At 64.7% G+C, this 23,631-nt stretch carries 18 protein-coding genes; 12 read left to right on the top strand and 6 right to left on the bottom strand.

Annotated features, from left to right (window positions below):
• Nucleotides 1-10 precede the first annotated feature (10 nt).
• Nucleotides 11-1,279 carry an MGH1-like glycoside hydrolase domain-containing protein gene (locus tag AC1DRD_RS05130; protein ID WP_478040553.1) on the top strand — a complete coding sequence of 423 codons (1,269 nt, stop codon included), beginning with the start codon at nt 11-13 and terminating at the stop codon, nt 1,277-1,279.
• Nucleotides 1,280-1,371: 92 nt separating this feature from the next.
• Nucleotides 1,372-1,932 carry a YkgJ family cysteine cluster protein gene (locus AC1DRD_RS05125; protein ID WP_478028612.1) on the top strand — a complete coding sequence of 187 codons (561 nt, stop codon included), beginning with the start codon at nt 1,372-1,374 and terminating at the stop codon, nt 1,930-1,932.
• A 47-nt stretch (nt 1,933-1,979) separates the two neighbouring features.
• On the opposite strand, the gene AC1DRD_RS05120 is transcribed toward AC1DRD_RS05125, so the two are convergent.
• Nucleotides 1,980-2,774, bottom strand: coding sequence for a helix-turn-helix transcriptional regulator (locus AC1DRD_RS05120; RefSeq protein ID WP_478040552.1), 795 nt, complete (start codon nt 2,772-2,774; stop codon nt 1,980-1,982).
• Nucleotides 2,775-2,867: 93 nt separating this feature from the next.
• On the opposite strand from AC1DRD_RS05120, the gene AC1DRD_RS05115 reads away from it, so the two are divergent.
• From AC1DRD_RS05115 to AC1DRD_RS05085, 7 genes are all read left to right on the top strand, one after another.
• Nucleotides 2,868-3,638, top strand: coding sequence for a phytanoyl-CoA dioxygenase family protein (locus AC1DRD_RS05115; protein WP_478040551.1), 771 nt, complete (start codon nt 2,868-2,870; stop codon nt 3,636-3,638).
• Between the two features lie 10 nt (nt 3,639-3,648).
• The gene (locus tag AC1DRD_RS05110) at nt 3,649-5,034 is read left to right on the top strand and encodes a tannase/feruloyl esterase family alpha/beta hydrolase (RefSeq protein WP_478040550.1); all 1,386 of its coding nucleotides are present in this window, start codon (nt 3,649-3,651) and stop codon (nt 5,032-5,034) included.
• A 300-nt stretch (nt 5,035-5,334) separates the two neighbouring features.
• Complete coding sequence (locus AC1DRD_RS05105; RefSeq protein ID WP_478040549.1) at nt 5,335-5,799, top strand: nuclear transport factor 2 family protein; 465 nt, start codon at nt 5,335-5,337, stop codon at nt 5,797-5,799.
• Between the two features lie 28 nt (nt 5,800-5,827).
• Nucleotides 5,828-5,950 (top strand): hypothetical protein, encoded by a 123-nt coding sequence (locus AC1DRD_RS05100; protein WP_478040548.1) that lies wholly within the window; start codon nt 5,828-5,830, stop codon nt 5,948-5,950.
• Between the two features lie 47 nt (nt 5,951-5,997).
• A complete protein-coding gene (locus AC1DRD_RS05095; protein WP_478040547.1) occupies nt 5,998-6,321 on the top strand; it encodes a helix-turn-helix domain-containing protein in 324 nt (107 codons plus the stop codon).
• The gene (locus AC1DRD_RS05090) at nt 6,305-8,011 is read left to right on the top strand and encodes a SulP family inorganic anion transporter (RefSeq protein WP_478040546.1); all 1,707 of its coding nucleotides are present in this window, start codon (nt 6,305-6,307) and stop codon (nt 8,009-8,011) included. The genes AC1DRD_RS05095 and AC1DRD_RS05090 overlap by 17 nt, the downstream gene beginning before the upstream one ends.
• Before the next feature lie 22 nt (nt 8,012-8,033).
• A complete protein-coding gene (locus AC1DRD_RS05085; RefSeq protein ID WP_478040545.1) occupies nt 8,034-8,342 on the top strand; it encodes a zinc ribbon domain-containing protein YjdM in 309 nt (102 codons plus the stop codon).
• A 24-nt stretch (nt 8,343-8,366) separates the two neighbouring features.
• On the opposite strand, the gene AC1DRD_RS05080 is transcribed toward AC1DRD_RS05085, so the two are convergent.
• From AC1DRD_RS05080 to AC1DRD_RS05060, 5 genes are all read right to left on the bottom strand, one after another.
• Nucleotides 8,367-9,416 (bottom strand): LacI family DNA-binding transcriptional regulator, encoded by a 1,050-nt coding sequence (locus AC1DRD_RS05080; protein WP_478040544.1) that lies wholly within the window; start codon nt 9,414-9,416, stop codon nt 8,367-8,369.
• Nucleotides 9,417-9,502: 86 nt separating this feature from the next.
• A complete protein-coding gene (locus AC1DRD_RS05075; protein ID WP_478040543.1) occupies nt 9,503-10,330 on the bottom strand; it encodes a rhamnogalacturonan acetylesterase in 828 nt (275 codons plus the stop codon).
• 2 nt (nt 10,331-10,332) lie between these two features.
• Nucleotides 10,333-11,925 carry a family 43 glycosylhydrolase gene (locus AC1DRD_RS05070; protein ID WP_478040542.1) on the bottom strand — a complete coding sequence of 531 codons (1,593 nt, stop codon included), beginning with the start codon at nt 11,923-11,925 and terminating at the stop codon, nt 10,333-10,335.
• Nucleotides 11,926-12,030: 105 nt separating this feature from the next.
• Nucleotides 12,031-15,471: a TonB-dependent receptor domain-containing protein gene (locus AC1DRD_RS05065; RefSeq protein ID WP_478040541.1), complete on the bottom strand. Its 3,441-nt coding sequence runs from the start codon at nt 15,469-15,471 to the stop codon at nt 12,031-12,033.
• Nucleotides 15,472-15,508: 37 nt separating this feature from the next.
• On the bottom strand, nt 15,509-16,564 hold the full coding sequence (locus AC1DRD_RS05060) for a pectinesterase family protein (protein WP_478040540.1): 1,056 nt from the start codon (nt 16,562-16,564) through the stop codon (nt 15,509-15,511).
• Nucleotides 16,565-16,733: 169 nt separating this feature from the next.
• Between AC1DRD_RS05060 and AC1DRD_RS05055 the strand changes: the two genes are divergently transcribed.
• From AC1DRD_RS05055 to pelA, 3 genes are read left to right on the top strand one after another with little or no spacing between them, the layout of a single operon-like run.
• Entirely contained in the window at nt 16,734-19,097 is a 2,364-nt protein-coding gene (locus tag AC1DRD_RS05055) for a glycoside hydrolase family 95 protein (protein ID WP_478040539.1), read from the top strand.
• 40 nt (nt 19,098-19,137) lie between these two features.
• Entirely contained in the window at nt 19,138-22,239 is a 3,102-nt protein-coding gene (locus AC1DRD_RS05050) for a glycoside hydrolase family 2 protein (RefSeq protein ID WP_478040538.1), read from the top strand.
• A 25-nt stretch (nt 22,240-22,264) separates the two neighbouring features.
• Nucleotides 22,265-23,578 (top strand): pectate lyase, encoded by a 1,314-nt coding sequence (pelA, locus tag AC1DRD_RS05045; RefSeq protein WP_478040537.1) that lies wholly within the window; start codon nt 22,265-22,267, stop codon nt 23,576-23,578.
• The last annotated feature ends 53 nt before the right edge of the window (nt 23,579-23,631 follow it).

Raw genomic sequence — 23,631 nt, 5'->3', positions numbered from 1 at the left:
CGAAGCGGATATGATCGACCAGTTCCAGCAAGCGGCCCGCGCCATCCTGCGCGCCAACGATCGCGGTGGCTACACCGTCCCAAACGGCCGGGTCTATCCGTTCCAGTGGAATTGGGATTCAGCCTTCGTCGCACTGGGTTTCGACACGTTCGACCGCGATCGCGCCTGGGCGGAAGTCGAGACCCTGTTCCGCGTGCAATGGGCCGACGGGTTCGTGCCGCACATTGTATTCTGGCAGGACGACGAGGGCTATTTTCCCGGCCCCTCGGTCTGGTCGACCGGGACCGAGCCGCCGACCTCCGGCATCACCCAGCCGCCGGTCGCGGCGACCGTCGTGCGGCGGTTGTGGGACAGCGCCGTCGCCGCCGGCGCGGCGGAGGATTTCCGGCCGCGCGTCGAGGCATTGTTCGACAAGCTTATCGCCTGGCATCGCTGGTTCGCCGTCAATCGCGACCATGAAGAGCGCGGCGTCGTGGTCGCGATGCATCCGTGGGAAACCGGCCGCGACAATTCGCCCGAATGGGACGTGCCCGGCGAGCCGATCGATATTTCGGGCGTCGGCGACTATGTCCGCCGCGACACCGGGCATCTCGACGCCAAGATGCGGCCCACCAAGCTCGAATACGACCGCTATCTCGCGCTGGTCCAATACGGCCGCGCGCAAGGCTGGGATCATAAGAAGATCGCAGCGGGCAACCCGTTCCGTGTCGCCGATATCGGCATGTCGATGATCCTGCTACGTGCCAATCGCGACCTGCTCGCGCTAGCCGGCAAGCTCGGCCGCGACGGAAGTGAGATCGCCGGCTGGATCGCGCGCGCCGAGACCGGAATCGGCTGGTTGTGGGACGAGGCGACAAACACCTGGTGCTCGCGCGACGTGCTGACCGGTCGGTTCTCGGGCTTCGTCACCAGCGCGTCGTTCCTGAGCTTCTATGCCGGAATCGCCGACCCGGCGAAGGACGCGGCGATGCTCGATCATATCGAGCGGATCGCGGGCAAGGTGCGGTATCTGATGCCGAGCCTTGATCCCGAGGATCCCGGCTTCCAGATGATCCGCTATTGGCGCGGCCCGGTCTGGGCAGTGGTCAACTGGATGATCGGCACCGGGCTGACCGAGGCCGGCCATGACAATTGGGGCGACAAGGTGCGCACCGACACGCTCGACCTGATCCGTACCACCGGTTTCTACGAGGCGTTCAACCCGATCGACGGCAGCGGATCGGGCGGCGACGATTTCTCCTGGACCGCCGCGATCGAGTTGGCTTGGTCTGAGGACTGACCGCGCGGCACCAACGTCCCGTCACCCGGGCGAAGGCCGGGGTCCAACGGATACTTGTATTTCCACGGCCGGCGAGGCACCTCCGGGCGCGGATGCACACCGAGGCAGACCTGGAAACGATTTTACTCGGGCCTGTCCTCGCGGATCGTGCCTGTGGGGATTGCGTGGCGTGCTGCACCGTCCTCAAAATGGATGCACCGGACTTCAAGAAACCTGCCGGAATAGCTTGCGAGCATCTCGCTTCGCATGGGTGCGGAATCCATGCGGCGCGCCCCGATATCTGCCGATCGTGGTTCTGCGCCTGGCGCAGGGTCGCGGACATGCCCGATGAAGCGCGGCCGGACCGGTCGGGGCTTCTGGTATCGCTCAATTTCGAGCGCGAGCCGCGCAATTGCTTCGAGGGTGTGTCGATCAACGTTCGTGCACTCCCGGGCAACGATGCGATAGAAAATGGCATGGCCGCAACCATCCTCGATAGCCTGTGCGATGGGCTGGTCCCGGTCTGGTTCAGCGACGGATCGAAGAAGATGCTGATGCACCCTGAGCCCGACGTCGCCAGCCTCGTCATCTCGGGAGAACCTGCCCCTCCCCATCTGCGGGACGAGGTCGCCGCATGGCGCGAGCATTATGGGATGTTCTCGGCAATCGGCTAGATTCTCTGGACGCGCGACGATGACTGCGGCGTACAACCGAGCGCCGGCTACCGATCGGGGTCGATCGTCGCGGCGTGGCTCGCGGCACGGATCGCCGACGGGCTGGCGCCGAGCATCCACCGCACGCTCTTGTTGAAATGCTGCGGATCGGGAATCCCGACGCGCTCGGCGATACGCCAGATCGGCAGATCGGTGGACTCGAGCAGATAGCGCGCATGCTCGACCCGCCGCGCGATCAGGCGGTGCGGGATGGTCGTGCCGTAGCGCGCGCGGAAAGCGCGGGCGAGATGCGCTTGTGACCGGCCAACCGCCGCGGCGATCGCCGGTACGTCAAGCGGCTCGGCGAAACGTGCGTCGATCAACGACGCCGCCCGCTCGGCCGCGCTGTCGACGCGTTCCTCCGGGGTTGCGAGGTCTAGCAGCAGTGCCTGTAGCGCAAGACCTGCCTGGATGCCGGCGGTCGGGCTGTCGCTCGCGCGGGCATGGCACGCAGCGATATGCGCCATGCGTTCGCGCACCGCGGCAACCATGCCCGCAGTACAGTGGAGCGGGAGTAGCGCGGTATCGTCGCCACGCGCTTCCACCGCGAAATGCACGCACCAATGTTGCCCCGGCGCGGCCAGATCGTAGGACGAAGCCTGACCCGCCGGGCTGATCGTCACATCGCCGGGAGCAAGCGCCTGCTCGCGCCCGGCGAGTAGCATGGTGCCATCGTAATCGTGGAGATGCAGCGCATGCGTCGCACCGAGATAGCGCGTCTCGTAAGCACGATCGGCAAGCGCGAAGCGTCCCGCCACCTCGATCTGCGGCACCGCGCGCATCGGCCAATCCAGTCCATCCATCTTCGAATTTTTACCACATCGAGCGAGTTCGGCCAATCGCCCTCAAGGCATATCCGTGGCAAAACGCCGGAATATCAGCAGGAGTTTTCCACCATGACTGCGATCCCTGGTCTCACGCCGGAGCAGCTCAGCTTCTACCATGAGAATGGCTATGTCCGTATCGCCGGACTTCTGTCACCGGAGGAGGCGGCCGCCTATCGCGCCGAGGTCCATGCTATCGCCGAGCGCCAGGGATCGAACGACGCGACCTGGGAAAGCGTGCGCGGACAGGACACGCGGATCACGCATTGCCACGACGTCCAGTTCCGCTCGGCGGCGTTCACCTGCCTCCTTGTCGATGAGCGGCTGACCAGGGTCGCGCGAGCGATCATCGGACCCAATGTCCAGCTCCATCACAGCAAGATGTTCATCAAGCCGCCGGAAAAGGGCTCGCCCTTTCCGATGCACCAGGACTTCCCCTATTTTCCGCATCGCGACCATTCTATGATCGCGGTGATCCTGCATTTCGACGATGCGCCCGAGGAGAAAGGCTGCCTGCGGGTCTATCCCGGTAGCCACAAACTGGGGCCGCTTCCCGCGGTCGGCGCCGACCACCATCTGCCGGAGGAGGATTTCCCGCTCGAAGGGGCGACGGCGATCCCTGCCAAGGCCGGCGACGCGATCTTCTTCTCCTATCTCCTCGCCCATGGTTCCGGTCTCAATGTATCGGACGAGCCGCGCACCACGCTGCTGGTGCAATTGCGCGATCCGGCCGACCCGCCGCTGCGCGAAGGGCATGGCTCGCGGGGTCAGGGGATGATGCTGGCCGGAATCGACCCCTCGACCGAGGAGTTCCGCTTCGCCTGGGAAGACAAGGCTGCGTAATCGCCGCCTCGTGGCCGCACTGCCGGCGCTGATGCTACTCGGTGCGGCGCGCGACGATTCGTGCGCGGCGCTGCGCCGAGCGATCATTCCGAACCTGGACATCGTCGCGGCAGGCGTCGCCGACGGTGCTTGCCGGGTCGAAGCTATCGCGCACCCTCACCGCGATGCCGCGATCAGGATCGAACTCTGGTTGCCCGCGTCCGCCGCCTGGAGCGGGCGCTATTACCAGATGGGGAATGGCGGCTTTGCCGGCAGCATCGATCGCGCGACACTGGCCGCGGCTGCCGGCCGCGGCGATGTCGCAGCGGCAACCGATACCGGACACCAGGGGAGCGGGTTCGACGCGAGTTGGGCAGCAAACCGGCCCGATCTGATCGAGGACTATGCCGGGCGATCGATCAAGGTCACCGCCGATGCCGCGGCGGCGCTGACCAGGCTCTATTACGGGCGGTCGGCGGCAAGGCGCTATTTCATGGGATGCTCCTTTGGTGGTCGCCAGGCCCTGGTCGCCGCGACGCGCTGGCCCGACGATTGGGACGGGGTTATTGCCGGCGCGCCCGCCGCCGACTGGCCGCGCCGACTCGAGGCATTCGCCACGATCCAGCATGCACTGCGCGCGGTCCCCGGCGGATGGATCACGCCCGAGCGAATTGCCGATCTGGCGGCCATCGCCCATGCCGCCTGCCGCCAAGGGCAAATGGAGTGCGCCTCTGAGGCCATTCGTCGCGCTTGCGATCGCGGGCGCAAGGCCGTCTGCCTCGCGCCCGCACAGGACGCGGCGCTGCGCGTGATCGATGCGGCGGGCTATCCGCTCGGCGACGCCGACCCCGCGGAATGGCGGCGCTGGATCGTCAACCCGGACCCTGCGGTGCCGTCGCAGCTGACTTTTGCCACGCAGGCCGCACGCTTTCTGCTCCACCGCGGGCGTCGCTGGACTATCGCGGCTTATCGCTCGAGCCCGATCGATCCGGCAACCCGTCGCACGTTCGCTCTTGGCAGCCTCGAGCGCTTCGCCGCCAAGGGTGGCAAGGTTCTCTCCTATTTCGGCACCGCAGATGCCGTCCTGCCCCCTGCATTCGCGGTTGCCGATGCCCGCGCCCATGCGGCCGAGGTCGGTGGCGGCCAGGCACTGATGCGGACGTACCGCATGTTCCTGATTCCCGGCATGGCGCATTGCCAGGGTGGAGCCGCGCCCCACGCCATCGGACAATCCCTCCCCGCCCCTCCGCTCCAGGACGATCCGCAACACGACGTGCGACGCGCGCTCGAAGCCTGGGTTGAGCGCGGGGCCGCCCCCACCAGCCTGATCGCTGCGTCGCTGCCGAACGGCACACCGCGGCGCACAGCCGTTTTGCACGCGGTCAACTTCGGCGCAGCGAGAACGCCTGGGAGATGAGTTTTTGATCTGACCGAGCAACTGGATGGTGCGCGATCCGGAGTTCCCCTTCCACCGGTGCGGGGCCGATCGGGTAGGCCAGCACTCCGGGTCAGACCCCCAGTCCCCCGGGCGGTAGTGATCGCGGCCGCGTTCGTGTTGCAGCTCAGCGACGCCGAGAGCACATCCTGCTGGTGCTTTGAATGGGATTGATGCGCTGCGTGCAACGGTTCCTTGTCTGCTTTCGACATTCAGCAACCCGGCGCTTTCGAGCAGACTGTCTTCGACGGATTGACCAATGCCACCCTGAAGGAGAATTCCATGTCCCGTCCACCGCTACCCCCGTTCACCGAGGAAACCGCGATCGAGAAGGTCCGGCTCGCCGAGGATGGCTGGAATAGCCGAGATGCCGCGAAGGTCGCGCTAGCCTACACGCTCGATACGAAGTGCCGGAACCGTGTCGAGTTCGCGACAAATCGCGAAGAGGCGCAAGCCTTCCTTACCCGCAAATGGAACAAGGAACACGAATATCGCCTGATCAAGGAGCTCTGGGCATTCACCGATAACCGCATCGCGGTGCGATATGCCTATGAGTATCGCGACGACAGCGGCCATTGGTTCCGTGCTTATGGCAATGAAAACTGGGAATTCGCCGAAGACGGCCTGATGCGGACGCGCCATGCCAGCATCAACGAAATGCCGATCACCGAGGAAGAGCGAAAATTCCGTTGGCCGCTGGGTCGCCGTCCCGACGATCATCCCGGGCTCAGTCACTTCGGCTTCTGATCCGATGGACGCGGAAAGGCGGCATGGCGTGAGCAAGTTCAAGGTGGATGCGTGCGCCCGCTTGTCGACCGAGTTCGCGTTGACCGGGCGCGCGCTTCTCGCTGAATTCGGCTTGGCGGAAACTCATATTACCTATATTGTGTTTGGATAGTTAATATCAAAATCTGTAACTTGATGTTTTATACATCACGAGGCACCATGATCACGTCCCAGCAAATGCGCGCCGCCCGCGCCCTTCTCGAGATTGACCAGCGCCGACTCGCCGACCTCGCGGGACTGTCGCTACCGACGATCCAGCGCATGGAGGCATCGGGCGGCCAAGTACGCGGCGTGGTGGATACGCTGGTGAAGGTGATATCCGCGCTCGAGCGCGCCGGCATCGAACTGATCGGAGAGAATGCACCGAGCGTTGGAGTGGGGCGCGGCGTGCGCTTGAAAGAGACGCTGAGCGGAGACTCGCTCAAGCACGTGCCGTCCATGATGTTCGATCAGGCGTCGGGAGCCAATGGCAGTGCTCAATGACCCGCGCTGGACGGCTTATACGCCCAAGCTGATCACCGTTCTGGGCGAAGGCTATACATTCGATCGTTTCAGGCGGGATGCCATAGCGGGTCTGACCGTCGCTATCGTTGCCCTGCCGTTGGCAATGGCGCTCGGCATCGCGAGCGGCGCGTCACCCGATAAAGGTCTGATCACGGCAGTCGTCGCCGGATTCCTGATCTCCGCGCTAGGCGGATCGCGAGCGCAGGTCGGCGGCCCCACCGGCGCCTTCGTCGTAGTCGTGTTCAACGTAATCGCGCAGCACGGCTATGACGGGCTGCTCCTCGCGACTTTGGTGGCCGGCTTTCTCCTGATCATCGCGGGTTATGCCAAGCTCGGTGCGCTGGTGAAGTTCATTCCACATCCCGTGGTGACGGGCTTCACCGCGGGCATCGCCGTCATCATAGCGTCGAGCGAGGTCAAGGATTTCCTCGGCCTGTCGATCGACAAAGTGCCGGCGGATTTCCTGCCCAAATGGCAGGCCTATTTCGGCGCGCTCGGCAGCATCCATGCCACGACGCTGGCGATCGGCCTCGGGTCGCTCCTCCTCATCCTTGGCTTGCGCAAGGTGGCGCCACGCGTGCCCGGTTTCCTGGTCGCGGTTGTGCTCGCATCGCTGGCAGTGGCGCTCCTGCACCTACCGGTGGAGACGATCGGTTCTCGGTTTCCGCACATCCCGGCCGGCCTGCCCGTACCGGCGCTGCCGTCGATCTCGCTGGCCAAGTTCCAGGCGATTCTGCCGTCCGCCTTCACCATCGCATTCCTTGCGGGAATCGAGGCATTGCTGTCGGCAGTGGTGGCCGACGGGATGATCGGATCGCGGCACCGTTCCAATCAGGAACTGGTCGGTCAGGGTGTCGCCAACATCGCCTCGGCGCTGTTCGGCGGATTGCCGGCGACCGGCGCGATCGCTCGGACGGCGACGAACATCCGGGCCGGCGCGCTGACCCCGGTGGCCGGCATGCTGCACGCGCTGTTCCTGCTCCTGTTCATCCTGTTCGCGACCAATTTGATGGCGTTCGTTCCAATGGCTGCGCTCGCCGCGATCCTGTTCCTGGTCGCCTGGGGAATGAGCGAGCATAAGCGCTTCATCGACCTGCTGCGCATGCCCAATGGCGATCGCGCGGTACTGCTGCTCACCTTCGGGCTCACGGTATTGGTCGATCTCACCATGGCGATCGCCGTCGGCGTCACGCTCGCCTCGCTCCTGTTCATGATGCGGATGAGCGAGACGGTCCAGATCGACGCGGGAGTCGGTGAAATGCCCGACGACGATGACAGCGAGGATATTCATCAGCGTGATGCTCTTCCCGCGGGTGTCGAGGTATTCCGCATCGACGGGCCGGTCTTTTTCGGCATCGCCAGCGAGTTGCTCGATACGCTGCGGCGCATCGGCAGCACGCCGAAAGTCATCATCCTGCGCATGCGGCGCGTGCCGTTGCTCGACGCGAGCGGCGCGACGACGATCGCCGACATCCTGCGCCAGTCAAACGCCGCCGGCACCCAGGTCATTCTGTCCGGCGTGCAGCCGCAACCTCTCGCCATGCTCGATCGCGTTCATCTCGGGCGAGGCAATGCCGGCATCATCCATGCCGAGAGCTTTCCCGAAGCGTTGCGAATTGCGGCAAGCATCGTGAAAACGACCAACCCCGCGCCCGCCACGCTCAATTGATAGCTGGAACGAAAGCCCGACCATGACCGACAGCAACGACGATTATGTATATGACGAAGCCACCGGCGAGTGGATCAGCGCTTCTGCAGCTGCGGCGAACGCGCAGGATTCCGATGCCATCGAAGTCCGCGATGCCGTCGGCAATCTGCTCGCCGACGGCGATAGCGTGACGCTCATCAAGGATCTGACGGTCAAGGGCGCCAATCAGACGCTGAAGCGGGGCACGGTGATCAAGTCGATCCGACTGACCGGCGATGCCCAGGAGATCGACTGCCGCTACGAGGGCATCAAGGGCCTGGTCCTGCGCGCGGAATTCGTCCGCAAGCGCTGACGAAGCCCTGGGCTGGCGCGGGATCTAGCCGAGTGGCGGTGCGTCGGACTGGCGCCGGACGAGATCGAAATCGAGCACCAGATGCTGCGGCGCGCCGCTCTTGCCGTTCTTGCGATCCTTGATCTCGCGCACCAGCAATTCGACCGCGGTCCGCGACATCTCGATGATCGGCTGGCGGATCGTGGTGAGCTCTGGCCAGATCGTCGTCGCGAGCGCGGTGTCGTCGAACCCGCACACGGTGAGATCGCGCGGCACGTCGAGTCTGCGGCGATGCGCGACGGCCACCGCCGCCGCCGCCATGTCATCGTTGCTCGCGAAGATCGCGGTTGGCCGGTCGGCCAATGTCAGCAATCGCTCGGCCCCGTCGAGGCCGGATCGATAGGTGAACAGCCCTTGCACGATCAGCCCCGCTTCCTCGTCCAATCCGCTCCCGGCCAGAGCGGCGCGATAGCCGGCCAGGCGCTCGGCACTCGCGGTCTGGTTGGGATTGCCGATGATGAAGCCGATCCGGCGGTGCCCCAGCTCGATCAGGTGCTGCGTCATCTCGAACGCGGCACGGCGATCGTCGATGCTGACCGCCGCCATCGTGTCGATTGGTCGGCCGGTCGCCACCGCGACCGCCGGGATATCGTGCTCCGCGACCGCCGCCAGGACCGCCGTCGCGTCGCAGAGCGGCGGCGGCAGGACGATCCCGTCGACCCTGCCCTGTACCAAATGATCGATGACCGATTGTTCGAGCGCATCCTCGTCGCATTTCTCGACGATCAGCTGAACATTGCTGCGTGACGCCTGGTCGAGGCTGCCGACCAGGAATTCGCTGAGATAGGCGGAACTGGGGTTGCTGTAGAGCAGCCCAATGCGCATCTCCTCGCCCCCGGCCAGCGACCGCGCGGCGGCGCTGGGCGAGTAATTCAGCTTGCGGATCACCTCATTGACCAGCTCGCGCGTGCGGTCGCGTACATTGGCCTCGCCGTTGATCACGCGCGACACCGTCATCGGCGAAACGCCCGCTGCCGCTGCGACATCGCTGATCGTCGGTGCGTTGCGCTGTCGTCTGGAGGGTCGGTTAGTCATTGCGGTCTCCGGCCACGCCGCTCCCCTATGGGCATCGCCACGCGGCAATCAAGGACGCTGTCGCTTCGCTGCGGTTGCGGTCGCGATCAGGGAACGAGCAACGGGCGCATTTCGGGTATCGCGACCGAGAGCTCGCGAGTCACCATGGTTGCGAAGTAATTCGCGCCTTCGATGCCCAGATGGGTGTGGTCGAACGACAATTTCGGCTGCGCCATGGGGTTGACCATCACTTCGGTGGATCGTGCCGGCGTCGGTGGAGCGGGCTGCGCCGCGCCCGGCGGAACCTCGGCAAAGCGATCGGCGGCCGCCGAACCCATCGCGCCGACCGCGACCGCGCTGTCGGCATTGAGATCGAGCAGCGGCACCTTCAGTTCGGCCGCCACCTTGCGTGTCGCCGCAGCCCAGGGCGCGAGGTCGTTGACCAGCTTGCCGTCGACGAAGCTGCGGCGCGTCAGCGGCGTGACGAGCACCGGATGTGCGCCGACCGCGCGTGCTTCTTCGACATAGCGCTTCAAATTGGCCGGGAATTCCGTCGCGAGATCGGTCGACCGGCCCGGCTTGCCGGGCTGGTCGTTATGCCCGAACTGGATCAGGACCCAGATGTCGCGATAGCCCGGCGTCCGCATTTCCGACAGCGCGATGTCCCATGACCCTTCCGCGCGATAATTGCTGGTGCTGCGCCCACCGCGGGCGAGGTTCACACACGCCATGAACGAGGTCACGTGATAGCCACAGAAACTGGGGCCCCAGCCGCCGAACACTGCGGTGGTCGAGTCGCCGACCAAGATGATCTTGGACGGCTGGATATGCCTGACGGGTTCGGGCACCGTCGGGGCGGGCGGCGCGGTTTGCGCCATGGCGGGGATCGCGAATAAGGAGAGCGCAACGGCGACGGCGCCGAATTTGGTCGTCATGATCAGAGAGCCTCGAACTTGAAGTTGCTGAACCGCGCTTCGCCGCGTCCGGCCGAATAAAGGCCGGGGCGGAGCATCAGGAAGCCGCCGCGCACATTGTGGTGATAACCCGACACTTCCATGCCGCGGTCGAACCGGCGCCAGGTTTTGCCGCCGTCGCCGCTGGTGTGGATCGCGACGATGTGCCGTTTGTTGGCGATCCGGATGCGCATCTTGCGGCCATGCGGATTGGCTGGCCGGCCGCGCTCCATGCCATATTGGTGCGTGACGAAATTCCGCTCGTCGAAGCCGAGCCCGCAATAGAGCTTTTCGTCATAGAACAGCACCAGCCCGGCGGTGCCGCCGGGGCCGATCTCGACATCGCATTCGAATTGATAGGCCGGGTCGCCTGCGATGATCAGCAGCGGCGGAGAATCGACCGGCGCCTTGCCACTGGCTTTCATCAACAGGCTGTTATGCTCGATCCGGAGGCGATCGCGTTCGCCCGGTCCCGGCTTGAAGAAATTCCACCGCGACCCGAGGTCGAGCGTCGCAAAATCGTCCGACAGACGCAGGCCGTGTGGCAACGCCTGCCCACCTTTAGGTTTGGCGATCGGTCGCGACAGATCGCCTCCTGTCATCCGGAACCATCCGTCCGGCGTCCATCGCACCGGATCGAGCAGCGCCTGGCGCCCGAGTGTCCAGAATCCGTTCTCGAAGCCGTGATAGAGCGACCACCAGCTGCCATCGGGTCCTTCGACCAGCGAGGCGTGGCCGCGCGACCACCATTTCTCGTCATTGCTGACGGTACGCACGACTGGGTTGGCCGGACAATTCTCCCACGGACCATGAATCGATTTCGACCGTGCGACGATCACCATATGGCCGGTGGGCGGCCCGGCGGTGCCGCCGACCGCGGTAATCATGTAGAACCAGTCACCGTGGCGATGGATCTTGGGTCCTTCGGGCGAGAAGCTCTCGACATCCCATTCGGGGGGATAATGCCAGGGATCATAGACATGCTCGACCTGGCCGACGGTCGACAAGCCATCATCGGCCAGCCGGATGCGATCACCGCCTGACAGGAACAGCCAGCGCGATCCGTCTTCGCCAACCGCGTGGCACGGATCGATATGATTGGGAATCTTGAGATCGACCGGCTCGCTCCACGGCCCGTCGATCGAGTCCGCCCAGATCACCCAGATCGAATTCGGGCTGCCTTTGGTCGGGATGTAGAGGAAATAGCGCCCGCCATGCTTGGCGAGCGAGACCGCCCAGACCGAGCCGATATTGCGAGTCAGCGCGGGTTTGCGCGGTTGCCAGTTCACCAGGTCGCGCGAATGCCAGATGGTCAGCCCCGGATAGGAATCGAAGCTGGAAAACGTCATATAGTAATCGGCGCCGTCCTTCAGCACCGCGGGATCGGGATGATCGCCGGCCAGCACCGGATTGAGGAACCTCCCGTCGCCAAGATCGGCGATGCGCTGATTGTCGATTCCCCGCTTCCACGCGTCCGGCTTGCCCGGCGCCACTGCCGCGTCCGCGACCCGCGGGGCCAATGCCGAGGCGCCGCCGGCCAGCGCCATGGCGAAAGCGTCTCTTCTATTGACGGTCATTCGAGATCCTTATGTCGACAGGGTATCCAGAGCCAAAAATACCCGCCGGTACGCAGAGCTGCATACCGGCGGAAAGGTCCGTCCCAGGGAGGACGGTAGGGCAGATCAGAAGGTCACGCGCGCGCCGAGGCGGAAGACACGGCCCGAACTGGCATATTGGGTCACGGCCTCCTGCCCTTCATAGGCGTAGCGGTTGCTCGTCTGGTTGGTGAGGTTGAGCCCTTCCGCGGTGATCGCGAAGTTTTCGAAAATGTTGAAACTAACCGAGGCGTCGACGTTGGTCGTCGCCTGGCTGTAGACGAAGTCGTTGATCAGCGGACCGTCGCAGCCGACCGATTCCACCGCTCCGCTGCCGACCGTGGTGAGGCCGGGGCTGCACGAGCCCGCCGCGATTGGATAGGCCGTGCTGTAGCCCTTGCGATGCGCGACCGATACGCGCGCCCGGAAGCCCTTCACCTCGTAGAACAAGGTTGCATTGAGCGCCTGGGGCGAGACCCCGAGAAACGGTCCCTTGCCTACCGTCTGCGGCTTGGTCGCCGAGCCGGGGTCGAGGATATAAGTCAGTTGCGACTTGATATAGGTGTAGTTCACCAACGCGCCGAAATTCTTGAGGAAGCCCGGCAGGAAGGTGAAATTCTGCTGATAGCTGACCTCGATGCCGCGCAGATATCCGCCCGGCGCATCGCGATATTGGCGCGCGGTGAAGGCGTAGTTGTTGTCCAGATACGCCAGCTGGTTGACGTTGGTATATTGGGCCCGGATCGCAGCGACCACCGTGGGATCGCCGACCAGGTCGGACAAGGGCGCCGAGAACAGCACGGTCTGCGGGAAGCTCGAAATCTGCTTCGAGAACGCCGCCACCGACAACAGGGCGCCCTTGGCAAAATACCATTCGATGCTGGCGTCGAGGTTGGTCGACCGGAACGGGCTCAGCTTGGGATTGCCGATCGTCAGTGACGCGCCGGTCGTGCTGCCGTCGCTCGGGACGGAGATGCTGGTGATCGTCGGCGACAGATTGCCGAGCAGCGGCCGCGCCATCACCTTCGACGCGCTGAACCGCACCAGCAGGTTGCGGACGGGCTCGTAGATCAAGTTCATCGACGGCAGCCAGTCGGTGTAATTGTTCTTGCCGACGATCGGCCGCCCGGCTTGCGACGTGCCGGTCGAGGTCAGGTCGGTGATCGCGACCCGGGTGCCGGCATTGCCGCGAAAGGGACGCCCGAACAATTCGGTCTTGAAGTCGAACTCGAGGTAGAAGCCCTTGTCCTTCTCACTGACGCCGTAATTGTTCTGCCCGCCGTTGCGCAGCGTGGTCAGGCGCCAATCGCCCCATTTGTTGATGCAGTTGCACTCGAACCCGATCAGATTGTTGAACTTGTCGAGATCCGGGACGACGAAGCTGGTCGGCGTGCCGTCGGGCACCTGAATGCCCGTGCCGAACGATACGATCTTGCTGTTCGCTGCGGTGGTCGATCCGGCCTCGAGCAGCGTAGGGTTGAGCGTGTCGGTGTTGCGCTCGGCCTGTTGCGTATAGAAACCGAATTCGCGGATGTTGGCCCCGAAACCGATGTTGAACTGGTCGTTCACTTGCCAGTCGAAATCGGCCTTGCCGCCTTTATAGGTGTTCCGGACATAACGCTCATAGTGACGGACCGCCGAGAAACCCTTGACCGTCTGCCAGTTGTTCGGATCGGCCACGTTGAAGCCGAAATCCATCTTGGGCATGGTCCCGCCGCCGCGTTCGTCGAACACGAAATTCTGCGGCGAATCCATCCGGTTGAACTCGACCAGCAAGCCGGTCGAATAGTTCACCGACTTGGACTGGCCATAGAGCGCGGTCATCTTGAAATTGTCGGCGAATTCGTGGTCGAGCCGTGCCGAGCCCTGCCAGAAAGTCGTCGTGTACGCGCCATAGTCGACCGCCGACCGGAAATCGACGTTCCGGAGAACGAGATAATCGGCCAGACCGTTGGTCACATTGGCATCGAGCACATCGACCCCCGGCCGCCCGATCAACTGGCCGCGATAAGCCAGGCCGTTCGACGAGGGGATATACCCGACCGAATTCGGGTTGTTGTAATAATCATAGGGGTCGAGATTGTTGGGATTGGTGCTGAAGATATTGGCGTTGGCCGGGCTGGTACCGCCTGGCGTCACCGCCGCATTGCCAAGCACCGCCGGGACCAGGTTGCCCTTGGCGTCGAGCGCAGTCGAAAAAGCGGGGGTGGTGCCGTACATCGACGATCCGCAATCCTGCGCGGGCACGATCGAGCTGCCGGCATTGGGCGTGCACAGCCCCGGATAGGTGCCCCGCGCGGCGGTCGGGGTAAGTCGGCCGGTGGCGTTGTTGTACGCCGCATTGGTGTTGTTGCGATTGAGGCCGACCGGCGAGAGCTGATCGTTCTCGCTGACATTCTTGAACCGAGAGTAGAGGCCGTCGATCGTCAGCCGCGTCTTGGACGAGATGTCCCATTGATACGCGCCGGTCAGACCGAGGCGCTGATTCTTGACCACCTGATGAGTCAGCGACGGCAAAGCGGGAATGCGAACTTGCGAATCGTCGAAGCGTCCCGGCGTGTTGAACGGTGCGCCGGGATACAGCTTGGCATAGGCGGCCGGGTCAGATCCGGTCTGGAAGGCAAGCGCGTCGGGGTTCTTGTAGGGCAGCGCGGTCCCGGCCGGCGCCGAGAAGCCGGAGCGTTGGGGATTGCCTTCGCCGAGGAATTGGCTGCTGCGGTAGAGATAGTCCGACGCGCCCGGACCACGCTGGTACTGATCGATGATGTTGATTTCGCGGTTATATGCGCCGGAGAACAACAAGCCCATGCGCTTGTCCTTGCCGAACCTGACTGACGCGAGGCCGGCGATGCGCGGGTTTATCTTCTTGCTGTTCTGATTGTAGCTCGCCTGACCCGAGAGGGCGAACTTCGATCCCTTGTAATCGAACGGCTTGCCGGTCACGAGGTCGATCGTCGCGCCCAGCGACCCCTCATCGGTTTCCGCCGATGGCGTCTTCTGGATGCGCAGCGAACTGAACAACTCGGACGCGAAGGTGTTGTAATCGAACGCGCGGCTGCGATTGGGTGAAGTACCGGCATCGTTCGATCCGGCCGTCGACAGCGCTTCCAAGCCGTTCAGGCGGGTGCGGTTGAAATCGCCGCCCAACCCACGCACCGTGATCCCGCGCCCTTCACCATTGTCGCGATCGATCGACACGCCGGGCAGTCGCTGAAGCGATTCGGCCAGGTTGGAATCGGGAAAGTCGGCGATGTCCTGTGCGTTGATCTCGTCGATCTGGACGTCCGAATTGCGCTTGTCGTTGAGTGCCGACGCGATCGAATTGCGAAAACCGGTGACGACGATTTCCTTGATGCCCTCGCTACTCGCGGTCTCAGTCGTGTTCGCGCCGGTCCCTTGCGGGCGCGTCGTGTCCTGCTGACCGGCCGTTTGGGCGTATGCGCCCTGTGTCACGAAGAGTCCCGCGAGCGCCAATGCCGACAGGGACACCGTATCGATCGCGCCCTTCCTGATCCTAGTCCTGAACATTCCTGATCCTCCCTCTTTTGATCTGGTCGATTGCCGGTCAGCCGTGCCAGTCGCCGAGCACGGCACGGGGTGTGAAAGCCGCCGCCTGGCTGGCGGTCAGCAACCGGCGGCCGATCGCGGCCCGGCCGGCTCCGGGCCCGCGGCTGGCAAATTCGAACAGCCGCGCATCGGCGGGCTGGAACAGGCGCTTCTGCCCGGCGGGATCGGTGAACCCCATCGCGGTCCAGCCCTCGGCGCGGATATGCGCGTCCATCCAACAGCGCAGGAACGTGGAGGCGCCCACCAGCCGCATATTGCCGCCGGCGCGCCATGGCCGTCCGAGATAGGTGGAAGCGTCGGGCACGCCCGCCTCGCGCGCGATCCGGCAATCGGCGAAGACCAATCCATAAGGCTGGTCGGCCGGCGTGCTCGGCGCACTGAGATAGCCCTGGATCTCCGCGCCGGGGACCAATCGGCTGACGATCTCGCAGCGATCGAACAACGCCGCCGCGCCGCCGAAAATGAAGTCGACGCATCCCGAAATCCGGCAGTCGCTGAAGCGCGCGCGACCCTGGACGTAGAGCGTATCCTGATAGCCCTCGATCGCGCAGTTTTCGACGCGGGAGCGGTCGGCGCCACGGCCGAGCGACAAGGCCACCGCCTGCGCGCCACCACTCGCCTGGGTGATGCGGTCCTGGAGAAAATCGAAGCTGTTGCGGATGGTAAGGTTGCGCAAGGTGGCGCCCGGCGCCTCAACGGTCAGCGTGGCCGAGCCGCCGGTGCCCCATTTCCCGCCGTCCGGACGGTGAAGGCCGGCCGCGGCACCGAAGCTGATGATCGTCCGCGGCCCGCTGCCCGCGATCGTCACATTAGGCGCGCGGACGACGCATTTCTCGGTGAAGACCCCCGGCCCGAGCTGGATCGTGAAAGGTTTCCCGCCGGCGCGATCCGCCAGCTCCAGCGCGGCGGCGAGGGTTGGAACGGTGCCTGGGCGGCCGTTTGGATCGACAGCGGCGCCCCGATTGCTTGCGGGCACGGCGAGCGCTCGGGACCCTATGCCCAGTGCAACGCCGCCGGCGAGGAACCGCCGCCGATCGAGGGCGTACAAAGCCATCAATGGGTTCCGCTCAACCCGGACGGGGTCGCGGCCGCATCCAGTCATGTCCTCTCCCCAGCGGTTTCTCCGCTTTTTTCAGCCGGCGCGAGGTTGTCATCTTCCGGCTATGATGGTAGCGATACCAGCCGAGTGATACCGGTGTCAATGCCGGATCAGGAGAGGTAGAATGCGCCTGAAAACGGGGCCAAACGGGCCGACGCGCCGCGCGATCATGGGGTCGCTGTCCGCCGCCGCGGCGTTGCCATTCCTTCCCCGCGCCCGGTCCGCGACTCGCGTCCGCAAGTCTCCTCTGACACTTTGGTACGAACGACCGGCTGCGGCATGGACCGAGGCGCTGCCCGTCGGCAACGGCCGCATCGGTGCGATGATCTTCGGCGGAATCGCCAAAGAACGCCTGCAATTAAATGAAGATACACTGTGGGGCGGCGGCCCCTACGACCCCGTCAATCCTCAGGCAAAAGCCAATCTGCCCGAACTGCGCCGCCTGATTTTTGCCGGCCGGTACGCCGAAGCGGAAGCCTTCGCCAACGCGCATGTCATGGCGACGCCATTGCGCCAGGCGTCGTATAAACCGATCGGAGATCTGGCGATCGAGATGGTCGGGATCCGCGATATCGATGCTACCGGTTACCATCGGGCGCTCGACATCGATTCCGCGGTCGCCGAAACCCGCTTCACGGCGGGTGGCATCACTTACGCCCGCAGCGTGCTAGCGTCTCCGGTGGACCAGGTCGTCGCGGTCCGGCTGTCGGCCAATCGGCCGGGTAAAATCTCCTGCCGCTTATCGTTCACCTCACCCGAAAAGGCATCGCGGTCGAGCATTGAGCGGAGCGACACTCTTGTCCTGAGCGGCCGCAACGATCCGGAAGGCGCGATAGCCGGAGCGCTGACGTTCGAAGCCCGCCTGCGCGCGCGGTCGCGCGGCGGCACGATCCGGCCCGATGGCGACGCGCTGGTGATCGATGGTGCCGATGAGATCGTCCTGCTGATCGCGATGGCGACGAGCTACCGGCGCTATGACGACGTATCCGGCGATCCGACCGCGATCACGCGCGCGCAGATCGACAAGGCCGCGGCGCGGTCGTTCGCCGCGATTGCCGCCGACACCACAGCCGAGCATCGCCGTCTGTTCCGCCGGGTGGCGATCGATCTGGGGCGGACCGATGCCGCCGACCAGCCGACCGACGTCCGCATCAAGCAGTCCGAGACCGTTGCCGACCCCGCGCTCGCCGCGCTGTATTTCCAATATGGCCGGTACCTGCTGATCTCTTGCTCGCGCCCCGGCGGACAGGCGGCGAACCTGCAGGGACTGTGGAATGAGAGCCCCCGCCCGCCCTGGGGCAGCAAGTATACGATCAACATCAATACCGAGATGAACTACTGGCCGGCCGAGCCGACCAACCTGCCCGAATGCGTCGAGCCGCTGATCCAGCTGATCCGCGACATCGCGCAAACTGGAGAGCGCACCGCACGCGACATGTACGGCGCGCGCGGCTGGGTCTGTCACCATAACACCGACCTGTGGCGAGCGACCGCGCCGATCGATGGTGCCAAATTCGGGCTGTGGCCGATGGGCGGCGCCTGGCTGTGCACGCATCTGTGGGCGCATTACGATTACGATCGCGACAAGGCCTTCCTGGCCTCGGTCTATCCGATCCTGCGCGGCGCCAGCCTGTTCTTCCTCGATACGCTGCAGACCGATCCGACCACCGGTCATCTCGTCACCAATCCGTCCATGTCACCCGAAAACGGGCACGGCCACGGATCGTCGCTGATCTACGCGCCGACGATGGACATGGAGATACTGCGCGACCTGTTTGACCAGACCGTCGCAGCCGCCGGAATCCTGGGACGGGATGCTGATCTCGCCAAACAGATCGCCGACGCCCGCGCGCGGCTGTTGCCGCTGCAGATCGGCGTGCAGGGCCAGCTCCAGGAATGGCCGATGGACTGGGACATGCAGGCGGACGACCTGCATCATCGCCACGTCTCGCATCTCTATGGCCTGTTCCCGAGCCACCAGATCGATATCGAGCGCACCCCCGACCTCGCCCGCGCGGCGAAGAAATCGCTCGAGATTCGCGGCGACAAAGCGACCGGCTGGGCGACCGCCTGGCGGATCAATTTGTGGGCGCGGCTGCGCGACGGCGATCACGCGCATTCGATCCTCGCCTTCCTGCTGGGGCCGGAGCGCACCTATCCCAACATGTTCGACGCGCACCCGCCGTTCCAGATCGACGGCAATTTCGGTGGCACATCGGGGATCACCGAAATGCTGATGCAGTGCCAGGACGACATTATCGACCTGCTGCCCGCCTTGCCGAGCGCGTGGCCGACGGGATCGATCTCTGGCCTCCGCGCGCGGGGCGGCTGCACCGTCGATCTCGCCTGGCGCGACGGGAAGCTCGCGCGCGCGGCGATCACCGGCAGCGAACCAGGCAGCCGCAGGGTGCGCTGTGCCGGGCGATCGATCGAGGTCGAGATAGTGCCGGGCAAGCCGGTACCGATCCGACCGGTGCGCTTCGCATGATGCCGTCCGCGCAACCGCATACCGGCTTGGGGGAAGATCGATGGAACTGAACCGGCGTGGTTTCCTGGGCGTGGCGAGCGCCGGCGTGGCGGCAGGCTTTGTCGGTACGACTCATGCGGCACCCGTTCTGCTCGAGATTCCCGATACCGGCTGGAAATTGTGGATCGACCGCGAAGCACGCTATCTCGACGACCGCATCTTCCTCCCCTCCGACGTCAACCTCGCAACATTGCCGGTCAATCCACCGACGGGAGGCTGGAACACGCTCGATACAGCCGGAGCGCTGACCGTCACGCTCCCGACCACGGTCGAGGAACATCTGTGGGGCAAGTTCGGCGAACGCCCCTATACCGCCGACGAATATCGCTACGCGGAAACCGACCCGGTCCCACAGAACGGCGCCTATCGCGGCGTGTCGTGGTGGTATCGTTCGATCGACATTCCGGTGGCCGCGCGCGGCAAGCGCGTCATGCTCCATATCCGCGGCGCGCGGATGCGAGCGGAAATCTATCTCAACGAAAAGCTGGTCGGCTATTCGATCATGTCCGAATTGCCGATCGACTGCGACCTGACCGGGGCGATGCAGCCAGGCCAGCCCAATCGGCTCGCGATCCGCATCACCAATCCCGGAGGGCGCTACGACTGGCGCGATTCAACAACGATGCAATGGGGGGCCGCCAAGCTCTTCCTGTCGCACGGCTTTGGCGGGCTCGATCGCGGCCTGACGCTTAGCGCGCATCCGATCGACGCGCATATACGCGACGCCTGGGTGCTCAACACACCCGATCCGCGCGTGATCAGCGCGCGAATGGAGATCGTGTTCGAGCGCGCGCCGCGCGATATCGCCGCGTTGCGCGCACAGGCGACGCTCGCTTTGCTCGACACCAGGGGCGCGACGCTACCCGCGACGGCCAGCATCGATTCGCTGACGCTCAACGGCAAGATTGCCACCGCGGTCTTCACCTTGCGCGCGACCGAAGCCGAATTGTGGAGCCTCGAGACTCCGACGCTCTACCTGGCGCGGTTCGGCTGGGGCGACGACATTCGCAAGGTCCGTTTCGGCTTCCGCTGGTTCGCACCGGACGGGGTCGGCAGCAACGCGATGTTGCGCCTCAACGGCCGCCGCGTGCGGCTCTATTCGGCGATCTCCTGGGGCTATTGGGGCTATAGCGGGCTGTGGCCGACACCCGAGCTTGCTCGCCGCGAAGTCACCTCGGCCAAGGCGTTGGGGCTCAACTGCCTCCATTTTCACCGTAATGTCGGCAAGGCGGAGGTGTTCGCCGCACAGGACGAAATGGGGCTGCTGCGCGTAATGGAGCCAGGCGGCGGCCGTTTCGCGATCGGACGCGACGTGAAGCCGGGCGAGCAATTGTCGCCCGCGGATCGCTTCAGCCGCACCTTCCTCGTCGAAAAATGCGTCGCGATGGCAAAGGCGTTCCGCTCGCATCCCTCGCTGGTTCAATACACATTGCAGAACGAACTTGGCGCCAACCTCGCCAATCCGGACGTCCAGGCGGTATTGACGGCGATCCACAACGTCGATCCCAGCCGAACGGTCGTGCTCAACGACGGCTTCGTCCAGCGCGGCGCGGCGCAGGCGATGTACCTGCCTTACGATAACCATTTCTATCGGTCGGACAGGGAGCAATGGGGCGGCTGGTGGAACAATCACCAGGGCGCGGGCGACCAATGGTACGACAAATTCTATCGCGGCAAGGACGATTATATCCACCGCCAGACCGGCAAGCCGTTCATCGTCGAATTCGGCGAGATGGAAGGCTGCGCGGTCGCCGATAACCACGCGAAGATGGTCGCGGACATCACCCAGCGAGGCAGTTCCTACGATCTTGCCGACCATCGCGCGACCCTGACCGCGACCGAGGCGTTTCTCGACAAATGGGGCTTTCGCAAAGCCTTCCCCACCGCGGAAAGCCTGTTCCTGTCGATCGGCCGCAAAGCCTATGACAGCTGGCAGAATTATCTCGAGAATATCCGCATCGGCGACGAAGTCGACATCGCGTGCATCAGCGGATGGGAAACGACCGCGATCGAGAACCATTCGGGAATCGTCGACAATCTCCGCTATTTCAAGGCCGATCCGGCGCTTGTCCGCGCGAGCCTGTTGCCGATACGGCCGGTCGCGAAGCAGCGCCGGCTGGCTTATGCGTTGGGCGAAAGCGCGGAGGTCGACCTCTATCTGTTCAACGACAGCGGCGAACAGGTGCCGGGAACGCTCCGCCTGTCGGTGATCGGACCCGATGGCAGCGAGCGCGACGTCGCGACCTATCCTGCTCCAACATTCGAGCCGGATGTGATGCGGCACTTGATCGCCGAGCAGGTCGCACTTCCCGCTTTTGGAGTGCCCGGCCCGCACCGCGTCCGTTTCGCGCATTCGGCGCATCCCGACGCGACATTCGAACGTACCTTGTGGATCGTCGCGCCCGCGGCAAAGCCGGCCCGCCCGATCAGAATCGCGGTCACCGGGGTAGCGCAGTCCCTCCGCGCGCAGCTGACGGCCCTCACCGGCGTGTCGGCCGAGGATTGGAAGCCGGGCGGCCGCTACGACGGCATCGTCGCGCAGGGCCTCAAGGTCGACGAGATCGCGCGGCGCCAGATCGGCGAGCAGACTGGCCTCGAGGCGCAGCCGAAGAAAGGCGAGAAGCCCAAACTGGTTCTGGGCGAGATCGACGGCGCCGTGCTCGATGCGGTGAAATCGGGAACGCCCCTGCTCGCGTTCGTGCCAGAGGATGGTCTGGCCGACGGGGTCGCCCGCCAGCTCTCCGCGCTCGGCCTGTTCAGTTATGAGGGCCAGGTCGGCGACCTCCGCGCGCCATGGATGGGGAATTGGAATTACCTCCGTGCGCATCCCCTGTTCGACGGCATCCCCGCGGACATGGCGACCGGCGTGCTGCATCAGGTCGAGGGTCAGGCGTCGAACGGCCTGATCGTCGATGGCGAGGGCGTCGAGGTGATCGCAGGCTACAGCCGTGACCATGACCGCCGCAACGGCGCAGCGACGCTGATCGCGCGCCATGCCGGCATGCGCGTCGCGGTCCATCGCATGCCCGACATGGTGGCGCCGTTGCAGCGCCGATTCCTGGAAAATGCCGTCCGCTGGCTCGCCGTCGGCGCGCGCGCCTGACATCGAAATCGAGGGAGAGATAGATATGCGTAGTTGGACGATGGCACTGTTGCTGGGCGGTGCGCTTGGATCGGCGGCGACGGTTGAGGCGAGAGTGATCGGTTCGATGACCCCCGCGGCGCCGATCACCGAGGCCAGGATCGCGACGTTGCCGGCCGCAGAACGGGCGGTTTGGACGGCCTATCTCGCCAAATCGCGTGCGCTGATGGCGGCGGACAAGGCGGCGCTCGCGGCCGAGCGCGGCAATGCGGCCTATCCCGAGGCGCCGCATCCCGGCCGGTCCGGCGGCTGCGGCATGCCGATGGACCGGCCGCCGGCTTGGTATGCCTCTGACGAGGCGCGGCACATCGGCGACACCATCGTCAGCTTCCAGACTCCCGCCGGCGGCTGGGGCAAGAACATGGACCGCAGCGGTCCGGTGCGGGCGCGCGGCCAGCATTATGTGCCGATCGAGAATTTGCCGGCCAATGCCCGCGAGGATATCAAGACCGCCGATCCCAATTGGGCTTATGTCGGCACGATCGACAACAACGCGACGACATCCGAGTTGCGCTTCCTCGCCCGCGTCCAGGCGCAGGCGCCGGGTCCGGCGGGAGAGCCCTATCGCCGTGCCTTCCTGAAAGGCGTGCGCTATCTGCTCGACGCGCAATTCCCCAACGGCGGCTGGCCGCAAGTCTATCCGCTGCAAGGCGGCTATCACGACGCGCTGACCTTCAACGACGACGCGCTGTCGCAAGTCGCCGAGCTGCTCGCCGACGTCGCGGTACGGCGGAGCGACTATACCTTTGTCCCTACCCCGCTCGCTGCCCAGGCCGAAGCCGCCGAGGCGAAAGCGATCAAGGTCATCCTGACGACGCAAGTCGTGGTGGACGGAAAGCGGACCATCTGGGGTCAGCAGCACGACGCGCTGACGCTGGCGCCCGCCGGTGCCAGGAACTTCGAGCCGATCGCCTTGTCGTCCGACGAAAGCGCCGACCTGCTGCTGTTTCTGATGAAGCGCCCCAACCCCTCGCCCGCGATCATCGCAGCGGTGCGCGACGGTATCGGCTGGCTCAAGGCACATGCCCTGTACGGCGTCGAATGGACCCGCAACGAGCCCGGCAGCGGCGGCCGCAAGCTGATCGCGAAAGATGGCGCCGGGCCGCTCTGGTCGCGTTATTACGACATCGCCACCGGCAAGCCGATCTTCGGCGACCGCGACAAAACGATCCACGACGACGTCAACGAACTGAGCGAGGAACGGCGCAACGGGTACAGCTGGTTCAATGCCGGACCCGCCAAGGCGGTATCCGCATTCGACCGCTGGGCTCCTGCGTCCGCACACAAAACAGGCAGCTAGCCACGCCGAGCATTTCCAGCCGCTCGCTTGCGGCAACGACTTTGCCTATGCAT

This window comes from Sphingomonas sp. P4_G2, assembly GCF_056401155.1.
The sequence above is the reverse complement of the archived record's forward strand: the minus strand, read 5'-3'. Positions and strand labels throughout refer to the sequence as shown.